General features: G+C 46.1%; 22 protein-coding genes and 1 pseudogene. 7 read left to right on the top strand and 16 right to left on the bottom strand.

The window, feature by feature from the left end; all coding sequences use genetic code 11:
- The 5 genes from JCM15548_RS25260 to JCM15548_RS08565 form a co-directional block, all read right to left on the bottom strand.
- On the bottom strand, window positions 1–1710 hold a 1710-nt coding region (locus JCM15548_RS25260), incomplete at its 3' end, for a SusC/RagA family TonB-linked outer membrane protein (protein ID WP_262486957.1).
- A 5-nt stretch (window positions 1711–1715) separates the two neighbouring features.
- Window positions 1716–2090: a TonB-dependent receptor plug domain-containing protein gene (locus JCM15548_RS23490; protein ID WP_062124400.1), complete on the bottom strand. Its 375-nt coding sequence runs from the start codon at window positions 2088–2090 to the stop codon at window positions 1716–1718.
- Window positions 2087–2323, bottom strand: coding sequence for a carboxypeptidase-like regulatory domain-containing protein (locus JCM15548_RS08575; RefSeq protein WP_062124398.1), 237 nt, complete (start codon window positions 2321–2323; stop codon window positions 2087–2089). The genes JCM15548_RS23490 and JCM15548_RS08575 overlap by 4 nt, the downstream gene beginning before the upstream one ends.
- A gap of 1111 nt (window positions 2324–3434) precedes the next feature.
- The gene (locus JCM15548_RS08570; protein WP_062124396.1) at window positions 3435–4664 is read right to left on the bottom strand and encodes a YiiX/YebB-like N1pC/P60 family cysteine hydrolase; all 1230 of its coding nucleotides are present in this window, start codon (window positions 4662–4664) and stop codon (window positions 3435–3437) included.
- A 117-nt stretch (window positions 4665–4781) separates the two neighbouring features.
- A complete protein-coding gene (locus tag JCM15548_RS08565; protein WP_062124394.1) occupies window positions 4782–5222 on the bottom strand; it encodes a DUF4494 domain-containing protein in 441 nt (146 codons plus the stop codon).
- 188 nt (window positions 5223–5410) lie between these two features.
- On the opposite strand from JCM15548_RS08565, the gene JCM15548_RS08560 reads away from it, so the two are divergent.
- Entirely contained in the window at window positions 5411–5653 is a 243-nt protein-coding gene (locus JCM15548_RS08560; RefSeq protein WP_227625614.1) for an acyl carrier protein, read from the top strand.
- A 13-nt stretch (window positions 5654–5666) separates the two neighbouring features.
- On the opposite strand, the gene JCM15548_RS08555 is transcribed toward JCM15548_RS08560, so the two are convergent.
- The 7 genes from JCM15548_RS08555 to JCM15548_RS23480 form a co-directional block, all read right to left on the bottom strand.
- A complete protein-coding gene (locus JCM15548_RS08555; RefSeq protein ID WP_062124392.1) occupies window positions 5667–5927 on the bottom strand; it encodes a hypothetical protein in 261 nt (86 codons plus the stop codon).
- An 83-nt stretch (window positions 5928–6010) separates the two neighbouring features.
- Window positions 6011–7168 (bottom strand): carboxypeptidase-like regulatory domain-containing protein, encoded by a 1158-nt coding sequence (locus JCM15548_RS08550; protein ID WP_062124391.1) that lies wholly within the window; start codon window positions 7166–7168, stop codon window positions 6011–6013.
- 14 nt (window positions 7169–7182) lie between these two features.
- On the bottom strand, window positions 7183–8169 hold the full coding sequence (locus JCM15548_RS08545) for a FecR family protein (protein ID WP_062124389.1): 987 nt from the start codon (window positions 8167–8169) through the stop codon (window positions 7183–7185).
- A 69-nt stretch (window positions 8170–8238) separates the two neighbouring features.
- Entirely contained in the window at window positions 8239–8790 is a 552-nt protein-coding gene (locus JCM15548_RS08540) for an RNA polymerase sigma-70 factor (protein WP_062124387.1), read from the bottom strand.
- Window positions 8791–8847: 57 nt separating this feature from the next.
- Window positions 8848–10458 carry an endonuclease/exonuclease/phosphatase family protein gene (locus JCM15548_RS08535; protein ID WP_162198197.1) on the bottom strand — a complete coding sequence of 537 codons (1611 nt, stop codon included), beginning with the start codon at window positions 10456–10458 and terminating at the stop codon, window positions 8848–8850.
- Between the two features lie 102 nt (window positions 10459–10560).
- A complete protein-coding gene (locus tag JCM15548_RS23485; RefSeq protein ID WP_227625613.1) occupies window positions 10561–13311 on the bottom strand; it encodes a hybrid sensor histidine kinase/response regulator in 2751 nt (916 codons plus the stop codon).
- Between the two features lie 17 nt (window positions 13312–13328).
- Complete coding sequence (locus tag JCM15548_RS23480; RefSeq protein WP_227625612.1) at window positions 13329–14831, bottom strand: PAS domain-containing protein; 1503 nt, start codon at window positions 14829–14831, stop codon at window positions 13329–13331.
- A gap of 288 nt (window positions 14832–15119) precedes the next feature.
- Between JCM15548_RS23480 and JCM15548_RS08520 the strand changes: the two genes are divergently transcribed.
- The 4 genes and pseudogenes from JCM15548_RS08520 (at window position 15120) to rlmN (ending at window position 19533) form a co-directional block, all read left to right on the top strand.
- Entirely contained in the window at window positions 15120–16100 is a 981-nt protein-coding gene (locus tag JCM15548_RS08520; protein ID WP_062124380.1) for a hypothetical protein, read from the top strand.
- Window positions 16101–16286: 186 nt separating this feature from the next.
- Window positions 16287–17791 (top strand): annotated as a pseudogene (locus JCM15548_RS26240) (glycoside hydrolase family 10-like protein).
- 23 nt (window positions 17792–17814) lie between these two features.
- Window positions 17815–18486, top strand: a complete 672-nt coding sequence (locus JCM15548_RS08505) for a ferredoxin--NADP reductase (RefSeq protein WP_062124374.1) — start codon at window positions 17815–17817, stop codon at window positions 18484–18486.
- Window positions 18487–19533 (top strand): dual-specificity RNA methyltransferase RlmN, encoded by a 1047-nt coding sequence (rlmN, locus tag JCM15548_RS08500; RefSeq protein ID WP_062124372.1) that lies wholly within the window; start codon window positions 18487–18489, stop codon window positions 19531–19533. It begins immediately after the preceding gene.
- Window positions 19534–19795: 262 nt separating this feature from the next.
- Here the strand turns inward: rlmN and JCM15548_RS21930 are convergent, their stop codons facing one another.
- The 3 genes from JCM15548_RS21930 to JCM15548_RS23470 all read right to left on the bottom strand — a co-directional run bounded on the left by JCM15548_RS21930 (window position 19796) and on the right by JCM15548_RS23470 (window position 23497).
- A complete protein-coding gene (locus JCM15548_RS21930) occupies window positions 19796–21304 on the bottom strand; it encodes a family 16 glycosylhydrolase (RefSeq protein ID WP_062124370.1) in 1509 nt (502 codons plus the stop codon).
- Between the two features lie 205 nt (window positions 21305–21509).
- Entirely contained in the window at window positions 21510–23246 is a 1737-nt protein-coding gene (locus JCM15548_RS08490; RefSeq protein WP_227625611.1) for a retaining alpha-galactosidase, read from the bottom strand.
- Window positions 23240–23497, bottom strand: a complete 258-nt coding sequence (locus JCM15548_RS23470; protein WP_227625610.1) for a hypothetical protein — start codon at window positions 23495–23497, stop codon at window positions 23240–23242. The genes JCM15548_RS08490 and JCM15548_RS23470 overlap by 7 nt, the downstream gene beginning before the upstream one ends.
- Window positions 23498–23792: 295 nt before the next feature.
- Here JCM15548_RS23470 and JCM15548_RS08485 point away from each other — a divergent pair, with 295 nt between their 5' ends.
- Window positions 23793–24734, top strand: a complete 942-nt coding sequence (locus JCM15548_RS08485; RefSeq protein ID WP_062124368.1) for a bile acid:sodium symporter family protein — start codon at window positions 23793–23795, stop codon at window positions 24732–24734.
- On the top strand, window positions 24731–26089 hold the full coding sequence (locus tag JCM15548_RS08480) for a 1-acyl-sn-glycerol-3-phosphate acyltransferase (protein ID WP_062124366.1): 1359 nt from the start codon (window positions 24731–24733) through the stop codon (window positions 26087–26089). The genes JCM15548_RS08485 and JCM15548_RS08480 overlap by 4 nt, the downstream gene beginning before the upstream one ends.
- Here the strand turns inward: JCM15548_RS08480 and JCM15548_RS08475 are convergent.
- Window positions 26082–26576 (bottom strand): 3'-5' exonuclease, encoded by a 495-nt coding sequence (locus JCM15548_RS08475; protein WP_062124364.1) that lies wholly within the window; start codon window positions 26574–26576, stop codon window positions 26082–26084. The genes JCM15548_RS08480 and JCM15548_RS08475 overlap by 8 nt on opposite strands.
- Between the last annotated feature and the right edge of the window lie 172 nt (window positions 26577–26748).

The raw sequence follows: 26748 nt of genomic DNA, 5'->3' as shown, positions 1-26748 counted from the left end.
TTGATAATATAACAAATCACTTGTCTTTCTAGTGAAATATTCAGCACTACCAACAATACGATCCCTTAATAAAGAAAACTCAACACCAAAATTAAAACTATGAGAAGTTTCCCAGGTTATATCCCTGTTTCCTTTGTAATATAAGGAAGTAGCAAAATCTCCATCAGAATTAAACACTTCGTATTGATCGAGATAAGGATAATAATTGGTTTCTCCCTGAAAGATCAAATTATCATTTCCCTGCATACCATAACTGGCTTTCAATTTAAGCAAGTCAATCCATGAAGCGTTTAAGTTCTCAAAAAAACCTTCCTTGCTAATTAACCAGGCACCACCTACGCTACCAAAATTACCCCACTGATTTTCAGGAGCAAAACGAGATGAAGCATCCCTACGGAAAGAGGCTGAGGCATAAATTCTACTATCGTAATCATATTGAATTCTTCCTAAGAATCCATGGGTTAAATAATTATCTGTATAGGAGTCTACATTAGGATCTGCATAAACAGCGTTTCCAATTTCTCCAATACTTGGATTGTACAACTGACGATTAAAAACGTATAAATTCTGAAGTTTCAAATCATAAGATTCAAATCCTGCTAACAAATCAAAATTACTTACACCTACGTCAAACTTGTATGAAAGCAAATATTGCTGAGTAATACCAATGGTTCGATCACTTGTAACAGAAACCTGACCTTCATCACTGGCAGCAGAACCATAATAAGGATTGTATAAACGAGAAGTCCTTGAATTTCTAACATTGACACCCAAATTTGTTGTAAACTGAAGGCCTTCAATGATGGAAATAACTCCATACCACTTACTATTTAAAACATCAGTTAAAGCGTTATGCTGGTTGAGTTTCATGGTAATACCTGGATTGGATAACCCCATAAATGGACGACTGGCGTTAGTCGAGGTTCCAAAATCATATACAGTTATACCACGGGAATCTTTGCGAATACTACCATCTGCATTACGAACATACATGGGATAAATAGGGGCTATAAGATTTGAAGTATAAAACAAGTTCCCCGAAGATCCCCAATCTGACTGACCAGGAGGGGCCTGCAAATTATAATTGGTATAACCAATATTTCCTCCCACCTTCAGCCATTCCTTAGCCTGGTAATCTGTACTGGCACGAGCAGTATATCTGGTAAAACCAGACCCATCAATAATACCTGAATCATCTAAATAACCAGCAGATAAATAATAAGTCATTTTATCAGAAGATCCAGAAACAGAAATATTATGCTCTTGACGCAAGTTTGCTGTGTCAAAAAGTTCATCATACCAATCATCAGGTGTGTAGTAATAATCACCATCAGAGTATCCTAATGTAGCATTGGGATTCAACTTAAAATTAGTCCCCACAAGATATTCCCCATCGGGAATGGTATAAACCTGATATCCTAAACCTCCGTTATCTGGATCCAACAATACCGTTTGGGCATATTCGTGGCCAGCTGCTGCAGATTGACCAGCATGTACCTTGCTATTATACAAACCCCGGTAAAAAGTTTCATAATACATGCCAGGATCAGTCATAACGTCATAATTAGGTATGGCTCTGGAATTGGTTCCCCATCTGGAATCTAATGTAACCACAGCATCAGCACCTCTTTTTCCCTGCTTAGTAGTCACAATAACAACACCATTAGCGCCTCTCGCACCATAAATGGCACTTGCGGCTGCATCCTTCAAAACACTTACAGACTCAATGTCATTTGAATTAATCGCTGAAATATTCCTTCATACGGGATTCCATCGACAATGTACAAGGGAGAATTGCTCGCACTCATAGAACCAATACCTCTAATTCTAATATTGGCAGAAGACCCTGGCTGTCCGTTAGAACTTGAAGACTGAACACCAGCCACCTGACCGGCTAAAGCTTGGGTAATATTGGACACCTGGCGTTTGGAAATCTCACGAGCACTTACAGTTGCCGCTGAACCAGTAAAAGCCTGACGCGTTGCTGTTCCATAAGCAACCACAACAACTTCATCCATTGCAATGGCATCACTACCCAAAGCAACATTAATAACACTACGCCCGGCGATTTCCTGTTCCTGGGTCATCATACCCACAAAAGAAAAAACAAGCGTTTCGGCATCCTGAGGTACATTAAGGTATAATCACCGTCCATTTGGGTTACGGTACCTACGGTTGTGCCTTTTACAAAAACGGATGCACCAGGAATGGGCAACCCATCGTCACTTCCTGTGACTGTTCCGGTAATGGTTCTTGTTTGGGCTACAATGGCACTAAGCCCAAAAACCATTACGAACGAAAGTGCCAAGAGAACTTTCTTCATAAAGTTAAAGGTTTAAATTAATAATAGGACAAAAAAATATATTCAAAACAAACATGCAAGCGTGGATTAAACATTAATAAAACATTTAAATTTTCGACGATTTGCACAAATTATACAACAATAACATTATCATTTGGTTTACTCAACTACAAGTTAAGCAATAAAAAACGGGATTTTTTACTTTTTTAACACTTTTTTTTCGCTTTTCCTGCTAAAAAAACACAACCATGACATATATCATACTTAACAGGTAACAAACCCCAACTGATAGCGTTGTTTCACTCAAATGATAGCACAAAAATAGCATAAATTATTGACAAACCATAAGTACGACACAAAAAATTAACAAACAGACTGCGCCCCCCTTGTTTTAAGCAAAAAAACCAACAAAAACACAAAAACAAAGAATAGAACCCCCTTAATTTTAAGGGTCAATACCATCAAAATAACAAACACTCCTCCTTACCAATAATTATCTGTTAAAATTAACATATTCTTCTTATCTAAAAAAGTCAAAAAGAACATCTAAAATGCAATTCAAAACATCATTTTAATAATGAATTGATTGAAAACAGAAGAAAAAAATAACGAAAAGTGGGCATGGCCGCCTACACTGCAAACCTGATGTTTATCAGTAATATAGCATGATAAAAATCAGTCTGGTATTGCGGAGTTTATCATCCTGAAATCGAAAAAACGTTGGCAGAATTATTTAACTGCTTGTTTTAAAATACAATACAGTAACGAGCCACGGGTAATAGTAGTTATATTTCTCTATTTAATCCGCATCATGAATTCATTCATTTATCCGCTGAGAATTTGCAGAGACACCTTCCTATTCAAACTTTCAAATAAAACATCCCTATTTATGTCGATTAGAAACTACAAAATATTAAAATCTTAGATTCATAGTTGAGTGCTTTTATTTAAAGGTGGTCAATGGCAGTTGCAAACTGCAAACGGAGGATACGACGAAGTTGAAAAACTTCACCGAGCATCTAAACAACAACTTCGGAGAGCATCTAAACAACAACTTCGCTGGGCGTCTAGTTCTCGACCTGGAATTTCAGATCATCCACATCGGGTTGTTTAATCAGTTTACCATGGTCTATCAGGCCACGATTTCAAGGGAAGTATCCTGGGTGGCAGTAGTAAAGATATCATCGGGTGTGATAAAAGTCTTATTCAGTAAACTACCGGTTTCCCAGTCCACAAAATCATAGGCCAAAAAGGTCAACTCGGGACAGCTGATCATGTCAGAGGCCTCTGAATCAAAATTAAAATCATAGGGCTTACCCAAATGCATGGTGGAGTTGTGAAAAACCGAAACTTGTTGGGTGAGGGATATATTTTTGGGGCGAAGCACCAAAAAAACTTCCCCCGATGAGAACTCTTCCAGACTGCTCATTTTAACGCCGTCCCGGACGGCCTCAATCATAAACGGACTATCAATAGTAGGTTTGGCAGGACTTTCGCTAAAAGCCTGGTATCTATCGCTGCCCAGCCAGATGGCTGAATGACCAAAATAACCCGGGATGAAGAAATCGGTTAAATTTTGAGAAGACTTCATCAACACAATATCATAGGGCTGAAGCACCTCCAATAATTTGGAGGCATTGTGCCGTGCTTCATAAGAACCTTCAAAATATCCCACAATGGAACTGAACAAATAAGCACCGTTAAAAGTGATGGATTCAAAAGCTTTGAAGGGTAAATCCAGACTGTTGTCAATATCGATAAATGCTTCCACGTCGGACCTCGAAGGAGGTAACTGTTCAAGAAAGCCGGAATAATCAAAGGCACCATTCGTTGAATTCGTTCGCATTAATGCCTCCCGGTATTCTTCAGAAAACAAAATGGACTCATACACCATTAATACATCCACAGGAATGTCATAACTGATGTTCCCCAGATTTAAGATGCGTTTGACGTACTCGTTTGAACTGTAAATATTGTAATAGAACTGAGAAACCATCAGAAGCTGTTTCAATGCCTTCCTTTGTTCAATCGATAAGGTATCCTCATTAAAATCTATACTATCCAGAAGGTTTAAACAGGCTTTATCAAACTCCAATTGTCGGTAGAAGTTAGAATAAAGGTTGTTCAGCAGTCGGGCCGGCAAATTTTCTCCCTGTGTCTTAAGCCGGGCAATCTCTGCAGAAATTTCAATCGCCGTCAAATCATAATCAACGCGCAAGGAATCGTGCAAATCCGTATTGTACATCTGCATGGCCATCAGGGGATAGGACATAGAATCATCCATCCTGCCAGAAGAACTGCCGGATAGTATCACCAAAAGAAGGCCGGATACCACGCGTTGTATGTTAAAAAAGCGCTTCATTAAAAGTCAATAGTAGTCGTTACAATTCCTGTTCCACAAATTTAACGAAAATATTGACCAGTTGTTTCAATCCGATCTCTAACAATTCAATCCCCGATTCACGAGGACATCCATTTTTTATGCTTCGTCCTTAAAATAAGGAAATACGTCCATGATCGGGCTTTCATTGATCCCCAACACATCGAAATCGATGGTCATGCCTTCCAAAGAAGTCATTAAATTGTCATAAGCTTCCTTCAGGTCGTTGCCCATGACCAGCATCTGATTCGACACTTTTTTCTCCTTGCCGGCCTCTTCGTCCACCGCTACATAACTCACCTTGCACTTAAACCAGCGATCGGCATTCTCAAAAGGAAAAATATCGGAATAATTGGCCTTCCGGATATTGGTTACCTGAAAATCACCTCTGATCATTTGCTCCAATTCCTGATGAATGCGGTTCTCCGCCTCGGTAAACGACACAGCATCTACCAAATAAGGCTCATTCACCTTCTTTTCTTTTCCGGAAGTCTCATCTATTTTAATATATTTTACTTTGCACTCGAACCAGGTATGCATCTTTCTCAGTTTTAAAATTTATAACGGCTGCAAATTTAACAACCTCCGGGTATTTACAAAGAAAACATTCAAACAAATCATAAAAAAAGTCACCTCCCATACGTGTGCCTGCCACTTTAATTGTCCTACTACCAAACAAGGGTGTACAACCCAGTTTACAAGTTCAATTGGCAAGCAAAAACAATACAATGATGAACGATAAAATGATTCGCATAAACCTGTACAAAGTCTTAAGAAAAACAGGTGTGCCACGGGATAGAATTGCAGAGGATGCGTCTTATGAAAACGACATGTTAATGGATGACATAGACATGACGTGCTTTCTGTTTTACCTGGAGACGAAGTTTAACCTGGCCATTGAAAATGAAGTGCTGCCCAGGATCAACAGCGTTCAATCAACCATCAGCTATTTGCAACAACGCTGCGCTTAAGCGTTGAGCGAGTTTAGCGATTGAGCACTTTTTCAAGTGCCTCATCCGGTTGAATGACGTTATAGTACTCCCAGAAATCCGGGTCGAACTCGCCCAGATGCTCTGATAACACATAATCAGACCGAAACGTTTCTGACCAGGGAATAGCATGTCGCTGTTCCACCACCGAAAAATCCGTGACGAGCATTTCTGAAACGGTATCAAAAACCGACCGCTCTCTTTTTGAGCGGTCATGGACTCTCAAACTGACTTCTCCCCGCACTTTTGACAGCACCCATCCGTTTTTCCACGGGCGATACTCTACTTTATATTTCGCATAAAAAGGCCGCGTTTTAAACCGGCGGGCATCCCGCTTGATCAGGTAGCTTCGACTGCGACGAATGGAGCAGGTGTCAATTGAAAATCAATACTCACCAGGGCCATACTCTCTGCTTCAATGCGCATCTCCCCCTCATAAAACAAAGCCCCCGAATCGGTATAGGGACGAAAGCCAATGCGATAAACCAATCGATCATACACAATATCCACCCCGTCAAAGGTGTATTTGTAGGCCGACTGTCCCTTATCATTGGGCAAAAAGTCGCCCTGACGCATCACGTCCAGTTGAGAAAAATGATAGGGCCCTCCTACCAACTTAAACTGAACCACATCCATCTCACGGGTTTTCATGCCCTTACGCCCCTTTACAAAACGAACCCTTTCGGTGTCATAACGCGCTTCATAGGAAGGCTTAAGAATTTCAATCACAGCTTCTGAAACATCCACAAATTGGTCGTCCTGTTGAATGGTCTCCCGAAAAAAAGCCGTCATCAGATAGCGCTGGGAAGGATAATTCGCTTCAACCGAGGACCGGACCGCCCTTACAATTTGGTTGGGGTCCCGGTAATGCACCTGCACTTCGGGTAGGCGGACCGTGTAGTCTTTCATGCGAATGACCACGGTTGTGTCAACCGCTGGAATGACCATGTGACTGTTGACATATCCCAAATAAGAAAAAGACATTCGCTTACCGACAAAAGCATCCGGCATCTTTAAAGAAAATTGTCCCAGATCATTGGTGGTGGTTCCTACCGGCTCACCTTCCACCCCCACATTCACCATGGCCAAAGGCTCATCGCTGGCGGCACCAACCACCGTCCCGGTAACAGTCCGCACGTGGCTCTTGGGCAGTTGGCCCTGCGATTTACCGATAATGACCTGGTTGCCCATAAAGCTCACCTCCACCCCTTCCTTCTCAAAGAGTGCTCGTATCCATCTTCGATCCGGACCATCGGGCAACGCGACTTTTATCACAGAGTCCGTATTAACCACCCCGGCATCCCAGGCAAAATCAAGGTTAAAGCGAAGACTCAAGGTATCCATAAGCGCCTCAAGCGTATAGGACTCAGGGAAAGAAGTATCCGCGTCCTGCTGAGCACGAAGCGGTACATGAAAGAGAGAGATAAAAAAAAGAGATAAGCAAAACATCCATGACTGGAGAAATTTCTGATCGGATGGAAGATGGTCGTTTTGCATGAACTACCTATTCGTTAGCGACGCGACAAATAAACCACGCCATTTTCAGTACGCTGCTCTAAATTAAAAGTTTTACAAACCACTTCCAAAACATTCTCGAATGAAGTATGATGGAAGGTTCCACCCAAGCGCTCTTCCAAAATGCTTTCATCCGTGACCTGAACGGGTTGACGATAAACCCTTTCGAGCGTTTCAATCACCTCTGTCATGGGCGTTTCAAAAAACTGAATCCGACCTGTTTTCCAGGCCATAAAATTGGGATTGGCCTTTACTTTGGTCATTTGATGATTGTTCCGGTTGAAAACAATGCCATCTCCGGCGACCAACCGAACTGTTTCATTGGCTTTGGCCAATGAAAACACCTCTACAATTCCACTGCCCACTTCAACCTGGGTCATTTCCCTATCGCTCAGACTTCTCACATTAAAATCGGTACCCAGTACACGCACGACCAGTTCTTCCGTTTCGACATAAAAGGGAATTTCAGCATGGGCTGCCACATCAAACCAGGCTTCACCCGATAAGCGGACCCGTCGCTCATCACCGCTAAAGGGCTGCTCGCAAACCAGCCTGCTGCCCACATTCAAAGTTACCATGGTACCATCTGAGAGTGTCACTTCTTGCAGGTTGGCATCTCCGGCCATGAAAGCCGACGGTGTAGCCGGCTGAGAATCTGGCCAAAGCAACCATAAGGCAGCAGCGACAATGACGCCAGTCATAAGGGCGGCATATTGAATAAGGGAGAAATTGCTTCGGCGAGGAAGCTGCACAAAAGCAGAGGTCTGTGCTTTCACCGCTTCCCAACCCTTTTCCGTATCAACCTCCTCAAAAGCCAGGGCGTCCCAACTGATATCCCACAAAGCCAGAAAGTTGTCCCAACTGTCCCGATAATCCGCATCGTCCTCTAACCGGGCATTATGCACCAACATCTCGGCCTCTGTAGCCTCTCCCGCTAAAATACGGGTGGCCAATACATCTTCTATTTTATTGTTAGCATCCATTGTGCCTGCTTTTTTCGAATCTAAAACAATCGTTTCATTTTATAAGGACTCTATTATTCAAAAATACCCCTATCCGTCCCCTTCAATACTGGAAACCGCCAGGGGCAATTGCTCCCGCAAAAACTGCAGGGCTTTTCCCATTTGGGCCTCTACGGTTTTTATGGACAATCCAAGAACGGCAGCGATTTCCCGATACTTAAGTCCCTCAAACCGGCTCATCCGGAATATGCGCTGGCGCTGTTCCGGTAACTGGCGGATAACATTTTGAACTTTTTGAATGAGGGCTTCATCGGCCGGTGCCTCCTCCTCCTCGTTGTAAAAAGGGAGGGCACTTTCAATAGAGACATGGTGCTGGCTCACTTTCAGTTCATTGAGGCAGCGATTGTGAACCGACCGCATCAAATAAGACAGCGGATTGGCAATGACCAATTCCTTGCGTCGTTCCCATAGTTTCACAAAAACAGCCTGAACAATATCTTCCGCCGCATCCTGGTCGTTCAGGAACCTGCGGGCATATATAACCAGACGGGGATAATTGGCTTTAAAGAGTTTCTCAAATGCCAATTGATCATCCTTATTGATCAGTTGTATAAGGTAGTGGTTATTGATCTGCCGATCCATACAAGCCTGTTTACTATTAAGACCCAATTTTCTGAAAAACCCTTACGCCCAAACAACTTATTTTTCCCATTTGAATGAAACAACCAGGGCGCCGTGATCGGAAGGAAAGCCTAAAGGATGTGTATCAATGATGTTGGCCCAGGAGGGCGCCACACGGCTGCCATTATAAAATACAAAGTTGACCCGGTCGTGAAGCACTTCCCGGAATCGGGGCGACCAGGTAAATCCCGGGTGGGCTACTTCATCGGGATATATTTGTCGGTAGCTATCCACAAAACCGGCATTGTCCAAAATTCTGGTGGCCGGATAATCGATCACCAAATCATACCGGTTTTGACGATTGGCCTCGGTCCAGTCGAGATGCGAACCGGAATTAAAATCCCCGGCCAATATCAAAGGCACCTGGTCATTCCGGTCGACCAGCGATTGAAGCTCCCAGACAATGTAGCGCATTTCGGAACCGCGGGTTTCCATTTCACGAACCACCACGGAATCGGCCACGGCTTTGCCGGACATGATCATGGGACCGTTGTTGGGCAGGTAACTTAAATAAACCGGGCAAAACACCGTCCGGTTGTCCTCAGGCAGCTCTACGGTAATGGCACCCGATACGCGCGAGCGGTAAATATTGTAGGTTTCTCCGAGGGGATAACGACTTAACACACTTAAGCCATCGCTTCGCTGGTAAAAATAGAAACCCAGCATATCGGCAATTAGGGGACCGGAGGCAAAGGTTTCCTGCATGGAAATCAGATCAGCACCGGATGAACGGATGATCTCTGCCACGCGTTTTACGCCTACAAACCGGCCTTCCCGCATACCGCCTCCCCATATATTCCAGTTCATAATGGTCAGGGAATCCGGCATGTTTTTGTAAAGGGGCGCCTTGGATGATTTATACTGCTGATAAAGGGCATCCACCTGACCAGGTGACAGCACCCTGCTCCAGACCGTCAAATCGTCCACCGTACCATTAAAGGTATCTAAAACCGGATCGGCTGAGAAGGGATCGGCTCCCAGAAAGAGGGCTTGCTCAAAAAATCTGAAATCCTCTTGCTGCAGACTATAAACGGCCACATTCATGCCATCATAAAACAAGCGAGCCTCCTGCGTATCAAAATCGATTGAAAAACCCAATAAATGCCACTCCCCGTCATTAATGGCTTGTCGCCCGGGTGTCGGTCGGTAATGCGTTTGATGTATGCCATCTGACATCCACCAACTCCAGGAGCCGTTGATGCCGGTGGACAAGCTCCAACCAAGGGGCTCAAAATCTTCGAACTCATCCTTTTGAGAAAGAATCGTGTAGTGGTTAAAATCGTCGGGTGATAATCTCACCCAAAGCAAAACAGTTATGCCGGGGTAATCCGTGATATTGCTGTGGTGGTCCTTAGCCAAAACAACCGGCTTTCGGTACTTTGAAGTGTGTGATAAATCCAGCGCCTTTCCGGAAACTCCTTCGGTATAGCTCACATGGCCATCACCTCTGAAAATGACCGGCATGATGCCCTCGTTTTGTATTTCATCTTCAAACCCTATGGATATCAAAGGCATGGATGGAAGAGGTGCCGGTTCATCAGGGCCCCAACAGCTACTCAAGAAAATGCCAAGTGCGAGACTTAGCCCCAGGCACTTAAGACCAGATCTGGTCAACGAATTAAAAAACATAACCATCGTATTATATCAGACTGAAAAATCAGGTACTCGTATAATAATACGAAAAAAAACGTGAACAGTTGCCAACAACGGTCTAAAGAAACACCTTTTAATTCATAAATGGCATGCCCTGAAGTCTTTCGACCATTTGGCCGACTTCGGCCACCAGGTGTCCGGATATTTCGGAAAAATCGGCCCGGTCTTTCTTAAAAGCTTTTTCCGTTTCAATGGCCAGCGGATAAATAACCTCGGCTCCATGGTACCAACAATACCTTTTAAGGAATGCAGTAAACGGCCCAAAGTCTCCTTGTCGTTCCCATCCCGAAGCTCATTCAGATAGGCACCAAAATACTGGTAATCGTGACAAAAACCTTTCAGCAAACGCTTGTATAAATCAGAGCGTCCACCCATGCGACGAATACCGGCCTGTACATTTAATCCTTCAATTTCAGGAAAATCAAAATGAACAGCTTCCACCTGGTCGCTGGATTCATCTTTTAAACCATCCTCATCGCTGCCAAACACCAGGTGATAAATAACCCTGAAAAGATCTTCCGGATCGATGGGCTTACCAATGATGCCCACCATTCCTGCCTGGAGGCACAAAGCCTCCACATCACCAAAGGCTTCCGCCGTCATGGCTGCCACCGGCACTTCTTCCCAGCCTTCAATTTTCTTCAGCTTGCGGGTGGCCGCATAACCATCCATCTCCGGCATATTAATGTCCATGAGCACGATGTCATAAGGACACTCCCCGTTTTGACCACGGGCCAAATCCAGCGCCTCCTTTCCACCCGCCACCACATCTGTGCGAATGCCGGCCATGTCCAATAGTTCAGTGGCCAGACTGCGGTTACTGGCCGTGTCGTCCACCACCAGCGCTTTGATTTCTTGTTTTTCACGCAACAAATCGCGGTAAACCCGTTTTTTTCCTGAGGCCGTCAAATGCGGTGTTCCCTCACCGCCCAATACATCCATCAAACAATCAAACAGCAAGGAATAATTGGCCGGCTTATTAAGTAATACCGGCTCCTCCTTACCGGTCCAGCTACTTTTAATCTGCCCCTCATTAAAGGGAGTAGAAAGAAAAACCAAATGCTCATAGGCCTCCTCATAGGACAACAACCGCTTTAAGCCGGAGCCTTCATTCTCTCCAAAGATGTTTTTATCAATAAAAACAATGCGATAGGGTTCCACCTGTTCAATGCGCTCAAATTCGCGCCACAAGGCCTTCTCTGAACTCAAACGCTTCACCGTGAAACCAAAGTCCTGCAACATGTGCTGAAAACTCTTGGCAGCCGACCTGCCCGTATCCGCAATCAAAACAGTATCGCCCTCACCCTCAAAAGCATGACACATCTGCTCCTTTTTCTGAACAACCTGCCTGCCGACTTTGGCCGTAAAAGAAAAGGTACTGCCTACCCCATATTCACTGTCGACCCAGATTTTTCCGCCCATCAGACTGGTCAGTCTTTTACAAATAGCCAGGCCAAGGCCGGTTCCACCGTATTTACGGGTAATGGAGACATCGGCTTGTGAAAAGGCTTTAAACAAATTGATCTTTTGCTCATCCTTAAGTCCAATACCGGTATCAGTGACCGAAAACAGCATTTCAATCTGACTGGCGGCTATTGACTTGGTCCGTATTTTAACAATCACTTCCCCCTGGTCGGTAAACTTAATGGCATTGTTAACCAGGTTTACCAATACCTGCTCAATCCGAAGCGGGTCCCCAATTAAATTTAAAGGCACATTGGGGGAATAATCAAACACCAGGTTTAAGCCCTTTTCATTGGCCCTGAAATAAACGATGTCGGCCAGATTCTGCATGACCGATTCCAGGTCAAAATCGATGGATTCCAACTCAAGGCGACCGGCTTCTATTTTTGAAAAATCCAGAATGTCGTTGATGATTCCCAATAGGGAACGGGAGGAGGACTGGATCCGTTTGAGGTAGTTGGAATGTCCGGGAATCTCCAGCTTCTCAAGGCCCAAATGGGTCCAGCCTATAATGGCATTCAGAGGTGTTCGGATCTCATGGCTCATACGGGCCAGGAAATCACTCTTGGCACGGGTGGCTGCCTCGGCCGCTTCTTTGGCTTTCTGCAATTCTTCAGCCCCTTCATTCCGGGCCAAAACAATCCCCAGGGTTACAGCAAACGCTTTAAAAAGCGTTTTATGCGATTCATTCCAAACGCCTCCTCTTAAACCATAACCAAAACCAATAAAACCCCAAAAACGGTCATGCACAAAAACAGGCATCAACATCACCGAAGCAACATTGAGCCTCTTCAAAAACATCAATTCACCTTGCTCGGCCTGCCGCATATTAACGGTGACTTCTTTTTTCTCACTCAAGCGGTAAAACCAGGTGGTGGATATGGCCTCATAGGGCAAAGGTTCAAAATCTTCCTTATAAACCGGTTCGAGTACGGCCTTATCCCATTCAACCAGGTGCTGCATGACTATTTTTCCCGACTTGTCAGAACGTTCATTGAAAAAGGCAAATGCCCGGTCCACTCCGGCGCCCTCTCCCATTACCCGCAGGGCTTTAAGTATGGCCTCCTCGGGCACCTGATTCACAATCAATTCTTTGACCGCTTCTGAGACCCCTTCCAGTAATTTGTCACGCATCATCAGCTCCGACATGGCCTCCTTCTGTGCCGTGATATCAATGATAACCCCCTGCAGGGTCACTTTGGTAGAATCCGGTTCATAAACCGGCAGCCCTTTTTCATAGACCCATTTGCGCTGGCCATACAAATCGCGCACCCGGTATTCGATTTCATAGGGGCGCTGGCGTAAAACAGCCTGCCGGATGTTTTCCCGCAATTTTTTCACATCGTCACTGTCCACAAAGGGCATGACCGACTGTCCCTCCGTTATAAAGCATCAATGCCCAATCCAATCAGCTTTTCAACCCCGCCACTGATGAACAACATGGTGCGGCGGGCGTCGTTCTGACAATGGTAAACAATTCCCGGCACGTTGGTAACGATGTTGTGATAATTTTCCCGGCTTCTTTCTAAATCGGACAAGGCTTTGCGCAAAACCGTGATGTCTGTGGATACACAAACCAGGGACACAATCTGTCCATCGGGATTCTGAATGGGAAATTTGTTCGAAAGAAAGGTGCGCTTTCCGGTAGGCGAAGGCAGATACTCTTCGACTTGAACGGGCTTGCCACTGGCAATCACCTCCTGATCGTTCCGGTTAATAACAATGGCGTATTCGGAAGGAAAAATATCATCGTCGCAGCGACCAATAATTCGATGTGCCTCCATCCCAAGGATTTCTTCCATGGGCTGATTTATCAAAGTATAGCGTCCTTCCAAATCTTTCACATAGATAAGGGAGGCACTGTTGTTGATGATGTCGTTGAGCAGTTTGCGGTTTTCTTGCAGCAGGCTATCTTTCGTATCACGGACTTCCTCCTCCTTTCGCACCCGGCGAATAAAGCGGTAGGCCATCAAAAATCCGACCCCCAAAGCCGCCAACATGATAAACAAAAGCGACCACATGCTCCATCTCGACCAACGTTCCATGGCCACTGTCTGTTGATTGTTGGCCCGCTCCCCGGCCACCTGGATGGTAAGGGCGCTAATAATCATCATATCCTCTGTTTCCTGAAGCACATAAATATCATCGACCAATTGGAGAATGACCGATTGATATTCTGCCAAATCACTGCCCAAAGCCCGAAGCGCAATACCTGCCCGTGAATCCGGCGCCACCACGTCTTCCGGTGGAATATGGGTCCGTATGCGCCGGAATATCGCATTCACCGAATCCGGATGAACAATGTCCTGCGGATAGTTCCAAATCTTTTTTTCAATCTCCTTTAAATGCAGGAGTTGAAACAACAAATCATTGTGTGAGTTGATCCCTTCACCTCCAACCGGTTGGGCAGAACGCAATCGCGGGAATGGCTCCCGGGCGGCCAAAAAGATACTTTGAAAAAGTTGATCCATCCGTTGCTCCGATTGAAGGCGCTTTTGCTTCAACTGAACAAACAAGGCCCAATAATCATGGAAGTCTTTAATCCAGGCATCCACCGATTCCAGCTCCAAGCGACTTTGCTTATACAACCGGCTGTCTCTTGCCTCCTCTAAAGCCTTGTGAATTTCATTGGTTAATTCATCCACATGAGGAACAAAACTGGTATCGTTGCTTAAGGAAAAGGTTTTGCTTTCGATACGTGCCAGATAGATCTTTTGAAGCAACTGATCCACCTTCTCGGTACTGTCAATCCACCCATTTAACCGCTGCACTCCAAACACCGTTGCACCCGAGACCATCACCAACAATAGCAGTATGATGATGTAACCCCTAAAAACTTTTTTACTTATGGAGCTTTGATGCGATTTTCTTAACCCAAAAAACATGCAGTGGCTATTGACTGAATTCATTAACAAAATACAAACATCGTAAAAATTTAGGTAATACCTTTGATTAAGGCAAGTGATTTTTTTCGCTCTGACAGGAATTTAAGCCAACAAATAGATCCGGGGATAAAAACTTATCCAATTTCTATAGCATTTCACCGCCACCTCTTTAAACATACTAACTGTCAACAAGTAAAGACCTTTCGTCAATTCTTTATTTACAAGTCGTTAAGAAAGGCGCTAAATTATATTTGATAAACACTTCTACTAATTATTATTCCACGCTCAATGAAAACGAAAACTACAAATCTGTTGATACTTGTGCTTTTCACAGGTATCCTTTCCCTGCTAAGCAGTTGCGAAAAAGAGCCAATTGAAACAGAAGTCAATGAATTCATTCTTAAATCCACCAGCGAGCAACCCGAACACGCTTGTGGTGAAACCTCCTTCGATTTATGGGCAGGACAAACCATGAAATCGGGACTAATAACTATTTCCAACGATGAAGAAAACATCTTCATTGAAATAACAACGAAAGATGGCTGGCAATTGCAACAAACCCATTTGCATCTGGGATCAACTTATCAGGATATTCCAAAAAACAAATCCGGAGTGCCTGTTCCCGGCCATTTCACCTACAATACCTTGCACCTGCCTTTGGTGACAACCTACACTTATACTGTTCCCAATAATCGGTCGATTGGCGATGAAATCATCATCGCGATCCATGCAGAAGTGGTTAAAACTGATAAGTCGGGAGAAATCATTGGCGAAGAGACTGCCTGGGCGGGCAATATAGAGGGGCCTTCGAGTCGGTGGTGGTTCTACCTCTCATTCACGATGGCCGAATGCGAAGACGAAATATGCTATAAGTATCAGGACGAAACAGCCTGGGCCGGAACGCTAAAGGATGTTACCCCTTGGTTTGCCATTATTGAACTAGACGAAACCCAAACCGCCAAAGACCAACCATTATGGGCAGGTAAATACCTTAGAACAGGAACCGTTTATGTAAGACCTGATGCCCTGAACCCTGGAATGCTAAAAATAACGGTAAGACTGGCCGAAGACGTTTTTCTGCAAGAAGGTGATAATTGGTTCATACAGGGCTATTATGCAATGCCAACTTCCAGGCCAGTATCTGAGGATATGACTTACAAAGGCTCAGAACACTGGCGTGAATTCGTAAAAAGAATTCCAGCTGAGAATGTTAACTTCGTTGCCGTTCAAATCAATATTAGTATCCAAATTGAAATCCCTTGTGAATAAACAAAACTTAGAATCTGATTCAAATTTTTGGTTCAACAATCATTGAAGCAATAAAGCCGGCAATGCCGGCTTTATTGCTTCAATAGAGAATTGGCCTAAATTGGCACCTGACAATCCTCCCTGAACAAACACGAGAAAAAAACTCAAAGAATTCTCTTATATTGGCACTCCTAAAAATGACAATGTATGACTACTATGCGGATTGTGCGAATTTTACTGGTCGTGGTATTTCCTATTCTTCTGTTTCAAAACGCTCATTCGACACCTTCAACAGCCATCTATGAATTTCGCGGCGTATGGGTGGCCACGGTGACCAATATCGACTGGCCATCCAAACCGGGTCTGAGCGTTGGGGCTTTAAAGAAGGAAGCTCTGGATATTATAACCACCCACCATGCCATGGGCATGAATGCCATCATTTTGCAGGTGCGGCCGGCGGGCGATGCCATTTACCCGACTGCCCTGGCACCATGGTCGAAATACCTGACCGGAGAGCAGGGCAAGCCGCTCGACGGATCCTTTGACCTGCTAAAATTCTGGATTGAGGAATGCCACAAACGAGACATGGAGTTGCATGCATGGATCAATCCCTTCAGAGCGTCGCTGCACAGCGACGATCCCCTGCACATTTCCCACCCGGCGCTCATCCATCCCAACTGGACCGTGGTGCACAACAAACGTCTCTACTATAACCCGGCCCTGCCTGAAGTGCGCCAACACATCATCCAGGTCATTACCGATCTGGTTTCCCGCTACGACATCGACGGGCTGCACATGGATGATTACTTCTACCCCTACCCCGCCAATGGGGAAGCATTCAACGACACGGCCACCTACATCAACCAGTTGGATTACGAAGCACCGCTAAGCATTCATGACTGGCGGCGGAACAACATTGACCTGTTTATTGAAGAGGCCAACCGGGTCATCCACCGGGTCAAGCCCTGGGTCAAGTTTGGGATCAGCCTTTTGGGGTATGGCGCAACATAGCGGACGACCCCCGGGGCAGCGACTCAAAGGCAGGCGTCACCTCCTACGATCATCTTTATGCGGATGTAATCAAATGGGCTGAATTGGGATGGATCGACTATGTGGTGCCCCAGATTTACTGGTCCACCAAAGACGAGGCGGCCAATTTTATTAAGTTGGCCGACTGGTGGAACAAGCAGATGACCAACCGCCATCTTTACATCGGTCACGGCATCTATAAAATCAATGGTACGCAGCAACACTGGGACAATCCCCGGGAATTGGAAGAACAGTTGCACTACACCCGACAGCTTGAAAACGTCAAAGGCAGTGCCTTCTACAGCCACAACCATTTTATGCGTGAGAACAACAACCTGAACAGCATGCTTCAGGATTCCCTTTATCAATCACGGGCACTTACACCGCCCATGCCTTGGCTGAACAATATGGCCCCCCAAGCTGTTAAAAACGTGCGCCACAAAAGGGGCATCATTACCTGGGAAGCTCCTGAGATGGTCAACACCATCCATAAGCCCTTGAAATACATTGTCTTTATTGACAGTGGGGACGGTCAGGAGGAATGGTTCATCACCCCTAACCGGTTTTACAGGCCCAGTAATCCGAGTTCAAACAAAAAATCCCGCTACACCATTTCGGTGGCCAGTATGGACAATTTTAATCAAATAAGTGAGCGAAGCGAACCCCTGAAAATTCGCTTTTAGTCACTGCAACGCATTTATACATAATGGCAGAGGTCGTCAAAAGAAGAAAAAAAGTATTACCGGCAAAAGTACACGCCAACCGGGAAATCACGCCGGGCGTATTTGCCTTGGAAGTTGAAAAACTGAGCGATTTTATACCGGGCCAAGTCATTGCAGCAGCCATGCATGCCGATGATGACTTGCGGCTGTACAGCATAGCATCAGGTGTGGACCAGCCCTTCCTGCGGATTTTATTCGATGTAAAACCGGAGGGACAGCTAACGCCGCCCATGTCAAAGCTGAAGGCAGGCGACACCCTCTATATATCAGCACCTTTCGGTCGCTTTACCAAAACGCCCGAAGGGGCCTGGTGGATAGCCACCGGCACAGGTATAGCGCCCTTTATTTCGATGGCCGAATCGGAGGAATTTGCCCACAGAACGCTCTTGCACGGGGCCCGCTTTCTCAACCAGTTTTACTATTCGGATCTGTTTAAAGAAAAGATGGGCAGTAACTACCTGCGTTTTTGCACAGCTGAAAGCAGCGAGGACGTGGTTTCGGGTCGCCTCACCACTTTCTTAAAAGAAAGCAATAATATATTGCCCGAAAGAAAGTATTACCTTTGCGGAAATGCCAACATGGTGGTTGAAGTAAGGGACTTGCTGCTCAACAGGGGGGTTCCTTTTGAACACATTATTGCTGAAATATATTTTTAGATGACAAACAAAGCGGTACTTTTTGGAAAGACACTGGATGAATTAAGGGTGGTGGTAAAAGAACTGGGACTTCCCGGTTTCACGGCCACACAGATTGCCGACTGGCTTTATAAAAAGAAGGCAGGCAGCATTGAGGAGATGACGAACCTGTCGAAAAAGGCCCGGGGGCTGCTGTCCGACCAGTACGACATGGGCCTGACCATGCCCAGCAAGGAGCAAGCCTCCGTGGACGGTACCAAGAAGTATCTCTTCCCGGCCCACCGCAACTTATTTCTCGAAGCGGCCTACATTCCGGAAACGGACCGCAAAACACTTTGTGTTTCTTCACAAGTGGGATGCAAAATGGGCTGCCTGTTTTGTATGACCGGTAAACAGGGTTTTCAAGGTCAACTCACGGCCGGTGAAATCATCAATCAAATCCGCAGCATTCCGGAAACGGATGAGTTGACCAATGTGGTTTACATGGGCATGGGCGAGCCCATGGACAATATAGAAGAGGTGCTTAAGAGCATTGAAATTTTAACATCCGACTGGGGCTTTGCCTGGAGTCCGCGACGCATCAACGTCTCCACCATTGGCGTCATACCGGCCATGCGCCGTTTTATTGAAGAAAGCGAAGCCCATTTAGCGGTCAGTATGCACTCGCCCTTTGATGAGGAAAGAAAAAAACTCATGCCCATTCAGCAGGTCTATACCATTGAAAATGTCATTGAACTCCTGCGCGAATACGATTTTGGCCGCCAGCGCCGCATCTCCTTTGAATACATCATGTTTGATGGCATCAACGACACGGCCGCCCATGTCAAGGGCATCACCAAATTACTCAACGGCTTGCGCTGCCGACTGAACCTCATCAAGTTCCATCCCATTCCGGATTCCCCGTTGCGGGGTACGCCGCACGACAAGATGGTCTGGTTCAGCGAGCAACTCAACAAAAAGGGGCTCACCACCACCATCCGCCGCTCGCGGGGCGAAGACATCTACGCCGCCTGCGGCCTCCTCTCCACCAAGCAACTCCTGAAAAAAGAGGAGGATAAGGATTATTAATTGGGGAAGGGTTGATGGGGGAAGAAGGGTGAGAAGGGGTGAGAGGGGTGAGAAGGGTTGATGGGGTGAAAAGGGTTGATGGGGTGAGAAGGGTGAGAAGGGTTGAGAAGGGGTGATAGGGCAAATGGCAAAATGAAAGGAAGTCCCGCGAAGCGGGATAAAAAATTAACAGTGTGCACCCCATCCTCTCACACTTACCCAAACTACCCCACTTACCCTACCAACCCCACTTACCCTACCAACCCCATCTACCCTTCCTACCCTACCTACCCACAACCACCTTCCTCGCTTTCCCATCCACTTCCACCAGGTAAATCCCCTGGGCCAAACCGGCCACATTAAATTGAACTTCACCGTGCAAAGCCACTTCTGAGGCCACCTGAACACCGGTTAGGGTGTACAAAGCCACTTTCTTTCCCGGGTCTGTATGCACAAAAACATTGCTCTCAGCGGGATTGGGAAAAACGGTCACATGAATGGCATCCACTTCATCCAAGTTGGTGGTACCGGCGGGAGCAAAAGAAATATTATCCAGGTAGACTTTGGTGGTAAGGGTGCCCGCTCCAATATCCCCCATTTCAAAGACGAGCTTACCCACGGTCTCCACATTCTCCTTCGATATGGGAAGGGAAAAATCCTGCCATTCAGTGGTCAGATCAAAACTCGCCGGATCCATGTAGGCGATGAACCAGGGATCGACGTTCAGTCCTTTACCCAAATTCACATTGATGGTACGGGCATGATCGGCCTTTGCCCGAAAAGTCAGCACATAATCCCCGTCAGGAATCGACAAACCATCTTTAAACAATTGGACAGAGTAGGCTGCCCAACCGGCGTTGGATATGGTGATGGTGGCCAGATGCTCTTCAGGGAAGGCCACACTTCCGGCACCGCCATCTCCAAACCAGGAATCCCAGCCCTGCGAATCGGTTTCCACCACATCCCCTTCGCCGTCGAGTTGATAAACGCGAATGTAATCCACAAACATCTGAGCAGGCAGGGGTGCGTTTATATTATTGGGATTGGTAATACCAGTGAAAGAACCACCCACAGCCAGATTCAAAATAAAATAGTGTGCCCAGTCGCGAAACTCCTCTGCATCGGCGCTGGTGATGTCCATGGAAAAGTAAGGCGTGCTATGGTCATTCAAATGCATCTCTATGCGCTGGGGGGTCCAGGTCAGCGTGAACTTGTTGTAATCGTACAAAGATGTCCCTGCAGGGGCGGTCCACTGCGGGCCATAACCGGCATAATTGCCCTGATGCTCCCAGTGCAAGGCACCATTCAAAGTTCTTTCCTGCGTGCCGGCAGCAATTCCCTGCGCGTTACCGGCCTCCATAATATCTATTTCGCCACTGGCGGGCCATCCCTTCTCGGTGCCCAGCATCCAGAAGGCCGGCCACAAACCATTGGCCAGCACGGGTAATTTAATGCGGGCTTCAATTTTTCCATATTGGACCTCTACTTTGCCACGCGATTGAATGCGTCCCGAAGTAAATTGGTAGCTGCCAACCGTCTCCTTTTTGGCTGTAATAATCAGGGCATTGTTTCCTTGCCCGTCGGGACCCACAGCCACGTTCGCGGCCTTATAGTATTGCAATTCGGCATTGGATCCGGTGTTCCAGATACCAACACCTTCTTCGTAGTTCCAGACATCGGTATTAAGTGCGGTGCCATCAAAGTTTTCTTCCCAAACCAATTCGTAATTCTGAGAAAACAGACCACCGAAAACGAAAACAAAAAGGAAAAGAAGTAAAGAATTGTTTTTCATTGTCATTGAGATTTTAGGGTAACTTAAACCTGCCTGTCGGCGACAGGCAGGTATAAATGAAATTTCAGGTGTGAAATTGAAATATTTTCAATACCTCAAAACTAGACATCCATGTTAACAAACGCTAAATTTCCTGTTCACATAAATCTCATAAAACGACAAAAACAACTCACAAAAACCTCATCAAAACATCTATTTTTAAGAATTACTCAGGTGAAACAATCGCGGCCCAGCCGCCTCCTGAGGCCATGGAAATGGGGAGTTTGGTGGAGCGGTTAACTTTTATGACTTCCCGCTTGTAATCGGAGGCTTCCCGGTTGGCGTTGATGCCATCGCGGAAAATGAGGGCCTCAAATTCCCCTTCGGGTAGAAAGGAAAAATCGACTTCAAGATCGCGCTCATCCCAATTGGTCATCGCCCCCAAATACCAATGGTTGTCTTTACGGCGGGCCATGAGGATGAATTCGCCCAACTGGCCGTCCAGGGCTTGGGTTTCGTCAAATACAGTGGGCAGCGCAGCAATGAATTCTGTGGACGCTGACTCCCGCATGTAGTTGGTGGGCTTATCGGCCAACATGCTAAAGGGTGACTCAAAAATCACATACATGGCCAGCTGGTGGCAGCGGGTACCCTGACTCATGGGATTGCTATGCACAGCACGCCAGTTCGATCTGTTGGCATTGTTCATGGCGCCAGGCGTGTAATCCATGGGGCCGGCCAACATGCGAATAAAAGGCGCCGTTACATCGTAGCGTGGAAAATCTGTGTAAGTGGTCCACTTTACCTGCTCCAGACCAAACACCCCCTCGTAAGTCAAGACGTTGGGATAAGTGCGATGCAAACCGGTAGGTTTGTATGCGCCGTGAAAATCGACAAACTGTTCATATTCGGCGGCTTTACGAGCTGCTTCATAATAAAAATTCACCACCGGCTGATCGTCGCGGTTCATGAAATCAATTTTGTAGCCTTTGACGCCCATGGCCGAATATTTGGCATAGACCTCGTCCATCTGGTGGCGCAAAGGTGCCCACCCGGCCCATAAAACAATATCGACCCCTTTGGCCTTTCCATGGTCGATGATGGCCTGCAGGTCAATTTCAGGAATAATGTTCAATAAATTGGTACTTTCCGACCAGCCCTCGTCCAAAATAACATACTCAATGCCGTGCTCTGCAGCAAAATCAATGTAGAATTGGTAGGTTTCCGTATTGATACCTGCCTCAAAGTCCACCCCCGAAATATTCCAATCGTTCCACCAGTCCCACGCCACCTTCCCGGGCTTGATCCAGGAAGTATCTTCAATACGTGAAGGCGATGCCAACAGAAACACCAAATCATTGTCCAGCAATTCCACATCTGTCTGAGCCACCGTCAAAACCCGCCAGGGGAAGGTACGCGTGCCTTTGGTCCTGGCTATGTAGTCGGCATATTCGGTGACAATCGACTGCAGATTATTATGTCCGCCTGGCGTTTCAGCCAGGGGGACACCGGCCTGCTCCGCCACAAAACCGTTGCGCGCCTCATTGATGGTCAGATAAAAGCCGGGATAATCTTCCAAATCGGCTTCGGTGATCACCACTTTGCTGCCGTTCTCGTTTTCAATCAACAAAGGAAGGATGATTAAGGAATCGGCATGCATTTCATTGAACGACTGAATGGTATATGGGCTCTCATAGGAAGCCTGATAGCGGTGGATACTTTCCCGGATGTAGGGAACCCATGCCTGTCTGGCATGGGGAAAATCCAAATCAATGGTTTCGCCCATCACGGTTATGTCACGCCTTATAGCGGTCTCAAAACGATAGGCCATGCCGGCATCGTACATTCGGAATACCAGTTTGTAATCGCCTTTCATTTCCAATGTTAAAGCATTGTAGACCTCCGGAATACGGCTCTTTTTGTAAAGATCAGAAAGCACCTCTCCCTCGTAGGCATCTACCAACTGCGACGAACTGCTGCCTGGTGGCCCAAAACGCCCTCTCTTTCCAATTCCATGGCGATGGAAGGGGAAGTCGCCACTACCAGACCATTTTGCTTAAGCGTCCAGCCGATGCGTTCATCCACCTTAACAGATAACTCTAATGAGCCATCGGGCGAGGCCACCTGATAAGAGGGGTGCTGGGCCTCTAACGGGGCCAGGGCCATTGTTAAAAACAGCAGAATTAATACAGCATGATTTTTCATTCCTTTCATATTGGTCGTTTTTTAGAAGCGGGGGCACTCCGGCCACAAGAAGCGGGTCATTAAAATAGGGATTCCCCACCCGCTTACAACACAATAGGTCGTTAGATTATTAGGTCGTTAGGGTAAATTAAGTAAATAAAAAAGTTTAACGAACTATTGATAACAAAAATAGCATTAATAATAAAGGGGGACTACTTCAAAACGGACAAAGACTTTGCATATTCTACCAAAGGGGATTTATGGGAAATTCAGATACTTTTTCTAATTTCGCCTTTTCATTTGGAGGCATTCTAGAAAAACAACGATGAAGGTTCTTGACAATATTGTTTTAAATTTTTCGCAGGAGGGGCTACTGGCTCTAAATATTGTGATAGCCCTGGTGATGTTTGGTGTGGCGCTGGATATAAAATGGCAACATTTTATTGATATTGTCAGAAGTCCCAAAGCGGTTATTGCCGGTGCTCTGTCGCAATTCATCCTTCTACCGGCCGTCACTTTTCTTTTAATCCTGGCGGTTAATCCCACACCCACAGTGGCTCTGGGAATGATACTGGTCGCCTCCTGTCCGGGGGGCAACATTTCCAATTTCATGAGTTCCCTGGCCAAAGGCAATACGGCCCTATCGGTCAGTCTCACCGCTGTTTCAACCTCTGCCGCCCTCATCATGACACCTCTCAACTTCACCCTTTGGGGCCAATTGTACCTGAGTTACACGGCCGCTTCCGATGCGTATCTGGTCCCCATCGAAATTGAGTTGATGCAGGTGGTGCAAACAGTGGTTCTTTTGCTGGGTATTCCGGTGCTCGCAGGATTGTTGTTCAATGAATACCTACCCAAAATCACGAAAAAAATCACCCAACCTTTCCGAAAAATATCCATCCTGATCTTCATTACCTATGTGGTGGTTTTACTGTCGGCCAACTTCGATCACTTCATCAGACACATCCATCTCATATTTTTGATTGTTCTCATTCATAATGCACTGGCCCTGGGTACGGGTTTCTCCGTGGCCTCTGTCTTCAGGCTTTCCCGAACAGACCGAAGGTCGGTCACCATTGAAACCGGCATTCAAAACTCAGGTCTGGCACTGGTGCTTATCTTTAACCCCAAAATTTTTCCACCTGAGCTGCAATTGGGCGGCATGGCTTTTATCGCAGCATGGTGGGGCGTATGGCACATTGTCAGTGGCCTCCTGCTTTCAAGCCTCTGGTCCCGAAAGTCATTAAATAAACCTGTTGTACAATGAGTTACGAAAAATGGTCGCCAGGATATTGGCTATTAAAGTCTTATGTTAAGATTGTAGACTGGTTCATCCACAAAAAGATCATTGTGGTTGGGGAAGACAACATACCCGACAACAAGCCGCTTGTTTTTGCACCGAATCATCAAAATGCCCTGAGTGACCCAATGGCCCTCGTGCTTCATTTGGCCCATCAACCGGTCTGGTTGGCCAGAGCCGATATTTTTGGTCAATCGAAAATCGTCGATGCCATCCTGCGTTTCATGAAAATCTTACCCGTTTACAGAATACGGGATGGCATCGGAAATCTGGAAAAGAACGATGCCACCTTTAACACTTCGGTAAAAATCCTCGAAAACAATGCCTCCCTGGCACTGTTTCCGGAGGCCGCCCACACCGGCAAGCGACAGGTGAAAGAACATAAAAAAGCGGTACCGCGCATTGTGTTTATGGCTGAGGAGAAATCCGGCGGACAACTGGACATCCAAATTATCCCCACCGGCATTCATTACAGCCACTACTGGAAGTTCAACCGGGTGTTGTTGGTCAATCTGGGACAGCCGGTAAAAGTAAAGGATTTTTATGACCTCTATTTGACGGATGCGCAGGCAGGCATCAAAAAACTGAAAGAGGCGATCTATGAAGCCACGCTGCCGCTGATCGTTAATTTCAAAAGCAAGCAGTATTACGATATTTTTGAGCGTATCCTGAAAATTTATGGGCCCCGCTTTCTTAAGCGCAGCGGTTTGAAACATACGCATGGCCATTTGTTTAAAACGGACCAGGTACTGGCCAACCGGCTGGACCAGATGGAAAGCGAAAAGCCGGAAGCAACCGGAAAAATGGTAGAAAGGGTTAAAGGCTACCACCAAAAACTCAAAAAACACCAACTCAAAAACAGGGTGGTGAAGCCTGGCAATAAATGCTTGCTACCATTGATGGGAAATGCCTTGTTGCTGGTATTCACTTTGCCTCTGTTTCTATATGGTCTGGTATTTAATGCCCTGCCCTTTTTTCTGATAGACCGGTATGTGCGGACCAGGGTGAAGGACGTGGTATTCTGGAGCAGCTACATTCTGGTGGCTTCCATGGTTCTCTTTCCGCTGTTTTACCTCCTGCAGTTTTGGGCCATCAGCGCTTGGGTGCAGGATCTGCGACTGGCCTTTCTGATGGTCGTCAGTTGGCCTTTCATGGGAAAACTGGCCTTTAACTGGTATATTCTTTGGCGAAAAACATCCGGTCAATTCAATTTCTACCGCATTAAGTGGTTCAATAAATCGCTTTTCAATTGGCTCATTGCCGAAAAGCAAGCCATCTATCAACTTTTGGATGAGCACCTAAAGCCGGCCGACTTCAAATAAATAACTCCCGGGCAATCCAGGCACAAGCCTCGGCATCGGCCAGAGCATGGTGATGCTGATCGAGGTAATATCCGCAGTACTCTGCCACCGTGTGGAGCTGGTGATTGGGCAGTTGCTTCAACTGCTTCCGGGCCGCCTGCAAAGTGCAATGAAAGGGGTAATCGGGATAGTCCAGACCATACATTTTAAACACGGCCTTCAAACATCCTTCATCAAAAGGCCGGTTGTGCGCTATCAACGGCAGCCCCTCGATCAGCGGCTCTATCTGCCGCCAGACATCCGGAAAAACCGGTGCCTTGAACGTGTCCTGGGCCGTCAGACCATGCACCCGCGTATTCCAATAAAGGTAATAGTCGGGCTCTGGCTTAATTAGACTGTAAAAGCGCTCGGTTATTTCCCCGTTCTTCACCACCACCAGCCCCACACTGCAGACACTGGTGCGGTGCTGATTGGCAGTCTCAAAATCAATGGCGGCAAAATCAATCATAACACAAAAATAAAGCGGCTGTCTAAAAAGTCACTCTGTGGATCTCTATTTGTTCTCTGTGGTTTCTCCGTGAAATTTAATTAGTTACACAGAGGTTCACAGAGAAATGAGGGAGTAACACCGAGGCTACAAATCATATAGGTTTCCCCAGGATAACTTTTTAGACTGCCCC

This window comes from Geofilum rubicundum JCM 15548 (assembly GCF_000974365.1).
In the GTDB taxonomy this organism is placed as follows: Bacteria; Bacteroidota; Bacteroidia; order Bacteroidales; family Marinilabiliaceae; genus Geofilum; species Geofilum rubicundum.
The sequence above is the reverse complement of the archived record's forward strand: the minus strand, read 5'-3'. Positions and strand labels throughout refer to the sequence as shown.